General features: G+C 70.2%; 9 protein-coding genes. 4 read left to right on the plus strand and 5 right to left on the minus strand.

The window, feature by feature from the left end:
* A partial coding sequence (locus tag HW445_RS13120) for an SDR family oxidoreductase (RefSeq protein ID WP_180221201.1) occupies positions 1-548 on the minus strand: 548 nt, incomplete at its 3' end.
* Positions 549-696: 148 nt separating this feature from the next.
* Here HW445_RS13120 and HW445_RS13125 point away from each other — a divergent pair.
* Entirely contained in the window at positions 697-1,107 is a 411-nt protein-coding gene (locus HW445_RS13125; RefSeq protein WP_180221202.1) for a helix-turn-helix domain-containing protein, read from the plus strand.
* A 160-nt stretch (positions 1,108-1,267) separates the two neighbouring features.
* Here the strand turns inward: HW445_RS13125 and HW445_RS13130 are convergent, their stop codons facing one another.
* On the minus strand, positions 1,268-1,462 hold the full coding sequence (locus HW445_RS13130; protein WP_180221203.1) for a hypothetical protein: 195 nt from the start codon (positions 1,460-1,462) through the stop codon (positions 1,268-1,270).
* 175 nt (positions 1,463-1,637) lie between these two features.
* Here HW445_RS13130 and HW445_RS13135 point away from each other — a divergent pair, with 175 nt between their 5' ends.
* On the plus strand, positions 1,638-2,549 hold the full coding sequence (locus tag HW445_RS13135; protein WP_180221204.1) for an NAD-dependent protein deacetylase: 912 nt from the start codon (positions 1,638-1,640) through the stop codon (positions 2,547-2,549).
* 104 nt (positions 2,550-2,653) lie between these two features.
* On the opposite strand, the gene HW445_RS13140 is transcribed toward HW445_RS13135, so the two are convergent.
* Positions 2,654-4,411, minus strand: a complete 1,758-nt coding sequence (locus tag HW445_RS13140; protein ID WP_180221205.1) for a glycoside hydrolase family 6 protein — start codon at positions 4,409-4,411, stop codon at positions 2,654-2,656.
* Between the two features lie 442 nt (positions 4,412-4,853).
* Here HW445_RS13140 and HW445_RS13145 point away from each other — a divergent pair, with 442 nt between their 5' ends.
* A complete protein-coding gene (locus tag HW445_RS13145) occupies positions 4,854-6,005 on the plus strand; it encodes a cellulose binding domain-containing protein (protein ID WP_180221206.1) in 1,152 nt (383 codons plus the stop codon).
* A gap of 121 nt (positions 6,006-6,126) precedes the next feature.
* On the opposite strand, the gene HW445_RS13150 is transcribed toward HW445_RS13145, so the two are convergent.
* A complete protein-coding gene (locus tag HW445_RS13150) occupies positions 6,127-6,531 on the minus strand; it encodes a VOC family protein (protein ID WP_180221207.1) in 405 nt (134 codons plus the stop codon).
* Between the two features lie 85 nt (positions 6,532-6,616).
* Entirely contained in the window at positions 6,617-7,087 is a 471-nt protein-coding gene (locus HW445_RS13155) for a nuclear transport factor 2 family protein (RefSeq protein WP_180221208.1), read from the minus strand.
* A 132-nt stretch (positions 7,088-7,219) separates the two neighbouring features.
* On the opposite strand from HW445_RS13155, the gene HW445_RS13160 reads away from it, so the two are divergent.
* Positions 7,220-7,484: helix-turn-helix transcriptional regulator (locus HW445_RS13160; RefSeq protein ID WP_180221209.1), on the plus strand; the 265-nt coding region annotated here is incomplete at its 3' end.

Genomic DNA, 7,484 nt, shown 5'->3' on the forward strand with positions numbered 1-7,484 from the left:
CCGTCCTCACGCAGGGCCGCCGCGGCGACCTCGGCGATGTCCGCCGGGTCGATCACCGGCAGGCCGACGTCCGCGAAGGGCGCGGCGACAGTCCGCCGCGTGCGCACCGACTCGGCCCAGGCGTAGGCGTTGGAGCCGAAGCCGCCGGGGCGAAGGATCGTCCAGTCCGCGCCGGACTGCCGGACCGCCTCCTCGAAGGACCGCCCGGTGCCCCCGTGGGAGGCCGACCGCGGCCGGGTCACGACTCCCTGGGACGAGAGCAGCACGACCCGCTCGATCCCGGCGGACCTGACCACGTCGACCACCCGCCGGGGGTCGACGAGGTGGGCGCCGGCTCCGCCGTCCTGGAGGAACAGGGCGGTGGCGCCGTCGAGTACGGGCCGGAGGCTGTCCGGGTCGGTCAGATCCGCCCTCCGGTGGCGAACGCCGTCCGGCGTGTCGTCGCCGGAGATCCCCCGGGACGTCGCGGTGACCCGCTCCCCCGCCGCCGCGAGGACCCGCACCAGCGGCCGCCCGACGTTCCCGGTCGCACCCGTCACTACGATCATGATGAACTCCCCCTGTGATGACGTCTGTCGAGCACTCCCACGAGGGGCGTGCGCGCCTCGCGGGAACTTCCCCGAAGCGATGCGGGGACGCTAACACCGCCGATAAAGTAGGTACCTACAGGAAAGTGACTACCCCTCGGGAATCCACATGACCGGTGACACGACCTGGACCGCCTCCGGCCCGGCCGACCCGACCGACCCCACCGACCCGGAGAACGCGTGCCCGATCGCTCCGGTCGTGGACATCGTGTTCAGCCGGTGGACCACGCCGATCCTGTGGACCCTCAACGCCCACGGCCGCCAGCGGTTCGTCGAGCTGGAGCGACGGATCGCCAGGATCACGCCGAAGGTCCTGACGCAGCGGCTTCGGCAGCTGGAACGGGACGGGCTCGTCGCGCGGACGTACCATCCGGAGGTTCCGCCCCGGGTCGAGTACGAGATCACCGTTCTCGGCCGCAGCCTCGCCCCGCTCTTCGCGGGCCTCGCCGAGTGGGCGTCGGCCCATCTCGACGCGGTGGAGCGGGCCCGCGACGACTACGACAGCAGGCCGGGCCGGTAGGACGGAGGTCTCGGCGGGATGGCGCACGACGAGGCCGGGAGCACCCCGGGGCCGGTCCGGGGCCCGGCCGACGTCCTCGCCGCGGACGGCGCCTTCCGCGGCCCGAGAGGTCAGGGGAGGACCAGGAACCGGGCACAGGGCCACGGCTCGTCGTCACCGTTCACGACGGCAGGAACCCCGTCGCCAGGAGCACGCCCATGACCAGCAGGCATCCGCCGACGAGCCGGTACGCCGACGCGCCGGGCCTGTCGGAACGCCCGCCCGCCCGGCTGCCGAACAGGGCGGCCCATCTCTCCCCGCCCACGAGCGAGAACAGTCCCATCAGGGCGACGACCACTCCCACGGCGACCTGCACGACCGCACCCTCCCTCCCGGAACGACGGGTCGCTCCGGTGACGGCATCACGATGCGTATGGCTCGGCGAGGGCCCGGGAAACGAGCGGTTTCCCGCCATCGCCGCCGGCGGCCTGCCCGCCGGTGCGGGGCGAGGCGCGGGCCGGCGACGGAGTCCCCTTCCGTACCCTGGCGTCATGCGTATGCGCCCCACCCTGAGCTGGACCCCTCCCGAGGACCTGCCCCCGGGCACCGTGGACCCGGGACCGGTCGTCGACGCCCTGAACACCGGAGGCGTCCTGGTGCTCAGCGGTGCGGGCATCTCCACGGAGTCCGGGATCCCCGACTACCGGGGCGACGGCGGAAGTCTCAGCCGGCACACCCCGATGACCTACCAGGACTTCGTCGGCGACGCCCGCGCCCGGCGGAGGTACTGGGCGCGCAGCCACCTCGGCTGGCGCACCTTCCGCCGGGCCCACCCCAATGCCGGTCACCGGGCGGTGGCCGCGTTCGGGGCCCAGGGCCTGCTGACCGGAGTGATCACCCAGAACGTCGACGGGCTGCACCAGGCCGCCGGCAGCGAGGACGTGGTGGAGCTCCACGGCAGCCTGGCCCGTGTCGTATGCCTCACCTGCGGCACCATGAGTCCGCGCCGTGAGCTGGCCGAGCGGCTGGAGGCGGTCAACGAGGGGTTCGCACCGGTGGCCGCCGGCCTGAACCCGGACGGTGACGCGGACCTCACCGACGAGCAGGTCGGCGACTTCCAGGTGGTGCCGTGCACGGTCTGCGGCGGCGTCCTCAAGCCGGACGTCGTGTTCTTCGGTGAGAACGTCCCGCCGGGCAGGGTCGCGCACTGCCGCCGGCTGGTGGACGAGGCGTCGTCGTTGCTGGTGCTGGGGTCGTCGCTGACGGTGATGTCCGGTCTCCGGTTCGTCCGCCAGGCGGCCGAGGCCGGCAAGCCGGTACTGATCGTCAACCGGGACCCGACCCGCGGTGACCGGTACGCCGTCACCCGTGTGGCACTGCCGTTGGGGACGGTACTGACGACCGTGGCCGAGCGACTGTCGTCCCCGCCGGACCACCGGGCGACGGCCCGGACACGGCCGTAGGGCGCCGGCCGCGCGGGCGCGGGGATCGAGCGGGGAACGCGCGGGCCGCCCGCCCCGCCATGGCGTGGCGGGACGGACGGCCTGTGTGCGGTGATGAACCGGTGTTACGGCAGCGGCGGGTAGGCGTTGGCCATCAGCTGCTGGAACTGGGCGGAGAACCACTTGCCGGACAGCGGGGCGTTGGCCAGGGCCCCGGACATGCTGTTGCCGTTGCGCGCGTTGCCCGTGTAGGTCGGGTCGCACATGCGGTCGAAGCCCTTGCCCTCGTCGTTGTCGATCACCTGGCTGGCGCCGTCGGACTCGCCCGGGGGCTTCATCCAGACGTAGGCGTCGATGCCCGGCTCGGGGCTGGCCTTCGGACGCTCACCGAGACCGGCACCGGACTGGTTGCACCAGTTGCCCAGGTGGATACGACGGTCGACGCGACCGCCGTTCACGTAGGCGTCGACGCTGGTGGTCGGACCCGCGGCGGTGGGACGCGCGGTGCCGCCCCAGCCGTTGCGGGAGGTGTCGATCAGGACGCCGATGTTGCTCGGGAAGCCGGCCGAGATCGCCTTGTCCCGCAGCATCTGTGCGTAGGTGAGCTCGTCGACGGACTGGTTCCAGTCCACCCACTTGGACTGACGCACGGAGGTGCCGTTCACCGAGTCGGTGACCTTGAAGTACGGCTCCTTCAGGGCGCTGTAGTTGGCCGTGTTCACGATGAAGCCGTGCACGTTCGACAGCTGGGCGCCGTCAGTGGTGGCCGTGGTCTTGAACAGGTCGACCGTCGGGCCAAGGTTGGTGTCCCAGCCCAGCCACCCGTGGTGTCCGGCGTCCACGTAGTTGTAGACGTTGGGGATGGCGCCGAGCGTCTTGAGCGCGTAGGCGACGCCCTTGACGTAGTTCCCGTTGCTCTTCATGGTGTCGCACATGGGAACCGCGGTGTCACGGCCGGACACGTTGGTGATCAGGTTGGGCAGCGAGTCCACCTCGATCGTCGTGACGATCCGCAGGCCCGCGTACTTCGGGTCCTTGAAGATCGCGGCGATCGGGTCGATGTACTGCGTCTTGTACTTGTCGATCTCGGTCGCGCCGAGTTCGCCGTTGGAGGCCAGTGCGGAGCAGTCACGGCCAGGCAGGTTGTAGATCACGAACTGGATCGCCAGTTCGCCGGAGCCCTTCTGCTCCAGAGCCTTGTCCAGGTGGGCGCGGACGCCCATCGCTCCGTTCGCGCCGTTGATCGCGGCGATCCGGTCCACCCAGACACCGGTCGGCTGGTTGGCGACCTTGGAACCACCCGGCTCGGCGGCTGCCTTGGCGGACCAGTCCGGGTTCACGTACCCCTTGGCGCCGGCGTACGGGTTGTCGACCTTGCTGCCCGGCGGCGGGGTGGTGGGCGGGTCGGTCGGCGGCGGGGTGGTGGGGTCGGTGGGCGGCGGCGTCGTGGGAGTGCCGTTCCCGTCGGTGTCGCAGGCCACGCCGTCGAGGGTGAAGGCGGTGGGCACGGCGTTGGTGCCGCTGTAGGTGGCGTTGAAGCCGAAGCTCACCGACGCCCCACTGCCCAGGCTGCCGTTGTACGACTCGTTGGCCGCGGTGACGGCCGTGCCGCTCTGGGTGATCTTGGAGTTCCAGCCCTGGCTGACCTTCTGGTTGCCGGCGAAGGTCCAGCCGACCTTCCAGGAGGACTTGGCACTCGCGTTGTTGATGAGAGTCACGTTGGCGGTGAAGCCACCGCTCCACGAGCTCTGCACCTGGTACTTGACAGTACAGGCAGCAGCTGCGGCGCTCACGTCGTTCGCGGGCGTCATGGCGGAAGCCACACCCGCGGCCCCCGCGACCATCGCGAAGGCTGAGAGTAAGGCTGTTCTGGTACGGCGCATCGTGTGCGGGTCTCCTTGTCCGTGCGGTTCGACTCCGCCCGGCATCCGGGAGCACACCGCGTCACGCCGGGGGGCGGGAACACGGGACTTTCGCATGAAGCGACTCCTGGCGGGCCGGACACGTACAGGCGGTCGTGTCGACTGAAAACGGAATCGCTCCCACTGGTGCGAAGGACGCTAGCGTCAACTCATGTACACGTAAAGATGGTTGACCCGCCTTTTCCTCGTCGGCCGCGGCCGGGTGCCTTCGAAAGTTTTTCGAACGTCCAACACCTTGACCACTCCGCGACTCGCCCACACCATGGGAGCGCTCCCACTGGTGTTCCACCCCCCACGGGCCCCGTCACGGGCCGCCTTCCCCCCACACAAGGAGTGATGCGCGACCGGTTCCGAAACGCTTGAGCACCTCCCCCCACCAGCTCGTTTCGATGAAGGGACCCGCATGTCCGCCCTGTTGTCCAGGCTTCGCGCGCTGCACCCCGCACTGGCCGCGTTGGTCCTGACAATCGCCTCGCTGACCTCGGTCGGCCTGGTGTCCACGTCGGCCCAGGCCGACACGTTGATATGCGACCAGTACGGCTCGACCACCATTCAGGGCCGCTACGTCGTGCAGAACAACCGCTGGGGCACCAGCGAGCAGCAGTGCATCAATGTGACCAGCACCGGTTTCCAGCTGACCACGGCCAACGGCTCCGTCCCCACGAACGGCGCTCCGAAGTCCTACCCGTCGGTCTACAACGGCTGTCACTACACGAACTGTTCACCAGGCACCAACCTGCCCAAGCAGATCAGCACGATATCCACCGCGCCGAGCAGCATCTCCTACACGTACGTCAGCAACGCCACCTACAACGCGTCGTTCGACATCTGGCTCGACCCGTCCCCCAAGAAGGACGGCGTCAGCGCGACCGAGATCATGATCTGGCTCAACCGGGTCGGCTCCATCCAGCCGATCGGTTCCCGGACCGGAACGGCGTCGGTCGCCGGCCGCACCTGGGAGGTCTGGACGGGCAACAACGGCGGCAACGAGGTGATCTCCTTCGTCGCCCCGTCCGCGGTCAACAGCATGAGCTTCGACGTCATGGACTTCGTGGACCAGGCGATCGCCAAGGGTCTCGCCCAGCAGTCGTGGTACATCACGAGCATCCAGGCCGGTTTCGAGCCCTGGCAGAACGGCGCGGGCCTGGCCGTGAACTCCTTCTCCTCGACGGTCAACTCCGGTGACGGCGGTGGTCCCACCAACCCGCCCACCACCCCGCCCCCGACCAACCCGGGCGGAGCCTGCCGCGTCACCAACACGACCAGCTCCTGGCCCGGCGGCTTCACCTCCAACATCACCGTGACCAACACCGGTTCCACGGCGATCAACGGCTGGAAGGCGGGCTTCACCCTGCCGTCGGGGCAGACCGTGACCAACGCCTGGAACGCCACCGTCTCGCCGAGCTCCGGCGCGGTCACGGCGACCAACACCTCGTCCAACGCGCAGATCGCGCCGGGTGCCAGCCAGTCGTTCGGCTTCCAGGGAACCTACTCCGGATCCTTCAGCAAGCCGACCGCCTACACCCTGAACGGCACCACCTGCACCGTGGGCTGACGGGCTCCGCCCGCTCTTCGCCCTCCCCCTGCCCCTGCCCCGCTCCAGCACTGCGTGGAGCGGGGCAGGTGACACACCCCCGGGCGGCCGGCCGTCCACGACCGACCGTCCCGGGGACCGGTCATCCGCCGGACGGTGACGGTGCCAGGGTGCGCAGGACGTCGAACTCGTTGCCCTCGGGATCGGCCATGACCACCCAGCTCCGGCCGGGGCCCTGGCCCACGTCCACCCTGGCGGCGCCGAGGCCGAGCAGCCTGGCGACCTCCTCGTCGGTGCTCCCGTCGACCGGGCTGACGTCGAGGTGGAGCCGGTTCTTCGCGGCCTTGCCCTCGGGCACCCGCACGAACACCAGGGTGGGCGGCATCTGGCGGGCCCGGACCTCCTCGACGGTCGGCACCCAGGAACCGATCTCGACCTTGTCCTCGCTCCGGTCGATCACCGTGAAACCCAGGACCGCGCACCAGAAGGCCGCGAGCCGCTCCGGGTCCCGGCAGTCGACGACCAACTCGGTGAACCTGCTCGTCATTGCTCCCCCAGGCAGTGTGGACGAGGCCCAGCCTACGGGCCGCGTCCGCCGTCCGTCGCACGAGGGACCATGACGGTCAGCACCGTCAAGAGCCGATCACCTGGTGGTGGTCCCCCGCCGTCCCGAACCCCTCCGGGGCGCGGTCCAGGAAGACGGTGACGCCGCTGATCCGCCCGTCCTGCTCGATGCGGATGACGTCCGTTCCCGTGGCGAACGACGTCCGCGCGTCGCCCCCGGTGAGGAGTTCCCACTCGAGCCGGGCCCGGTCGTGGTGCAGCTGCGGCTGTTCGCGCAGGCGGATCTCGGCCCCTCCCATGTGGGAGACGAACTGCTCCCTGAAGTCCATCAGGGCCTGCCGCCCCTCCAGCACACCGATGTGCGCCCGGTACTCGACGTCCTCGGTGAACACGGCCTCCGCCAGCCGGCCCCGGTCGTCGTCGGGGCCGGCGTTCCAGAACCGCAGGTACGGTTCCAGCCTCGCGGCGTTCTCGCTCGTGGCGTCCACCCGGGGGGTGGTGTCCTGATGCGTCGTCGTCTGCTGTGCCGTTCCGGCCATGACGGTGGTTCCCTTCGTTCGGCGGGTCGGTGCTGTGCGGTGTTTCACCTCCGACTCTGTGGCCCGCCGTGAGCCGTGTCGATGACCTCCGAGGTCATTGCCCCGCGACGCGCCGCGCGTCAGGCTGATCACATGACGACGACCCACGGCGAACCCGTCGGCATGCAGCTGAGGCGCTGGCGCGAACGTCGCCGCCGCTCCCAGCTGGACGTGTCGCTGGCCGCCGAGCTGTCCACCCGGCACCTCAGCTGCCTCGAGACCGGCCGGGCGAACCCGAGCCGGGACATGATCAGGCGGCTGTGCGACGAGCTCGACGTCCCCCTGCGGGACCGCAACGTGCTCTATCTGGCGGCCGGCTTCGCCCCGGCGCACCCCGAGCGCCCGCTGGCCGGACTCG

The organism is Streptomyces sp. UH6 (genome assembly GCF_013421635.1).
Taxonomy (GTDB): Bacteria; Actinomycetota; Actinomycetes; order Streptomycetales; family Streptomycetaceae; genus Streptomyces; species Streptomyces abyssomicinicus.

Coding starts and splice junctions, on each gene's coding strand:
- HW445_RS13125 (WP_180221202.1), top strand. CDS start 697: ATGACCGGTGACACGACCTGGACCGCCTCCGGCCCGGCCGACCCGACC.
- HW445_RS13150 (WP_180221207.1), bottom strand. CDS start 6,531: ATGACGAGCAGGTTCACCGAGTTGGTCGTCGACTGCCGGGACCCGGAG.
- HW445_RS13140 (WP_180221205.1), bottom strand. CDS start 4,411: ATGCGCCGTACCAGAACAGCCTTACTCTCAGCCTTCGCGATGGTCGCG.
- HW445_RS13155 (WP_180221208.1), bottom strand. CDS start 7,087: ATGGCCGGAACGGCACAGCAGACGACGACGCATCAGGACACCACCCCC.
- HW445_RS13145 (WP_180221206.1), top strand. CDS start 4,854: ATGTCCGCCCTGTTGTCCAGGCTTCGCGCGCTGCACCCCGCACTGGCC.
- HW445_RS13135 (WP_180221204.1), top strand. CDS start 1,638: ATGCGTATGCGCCCCACCCTGAGCTGGACCCCTCCCGAGGACCTGCCC.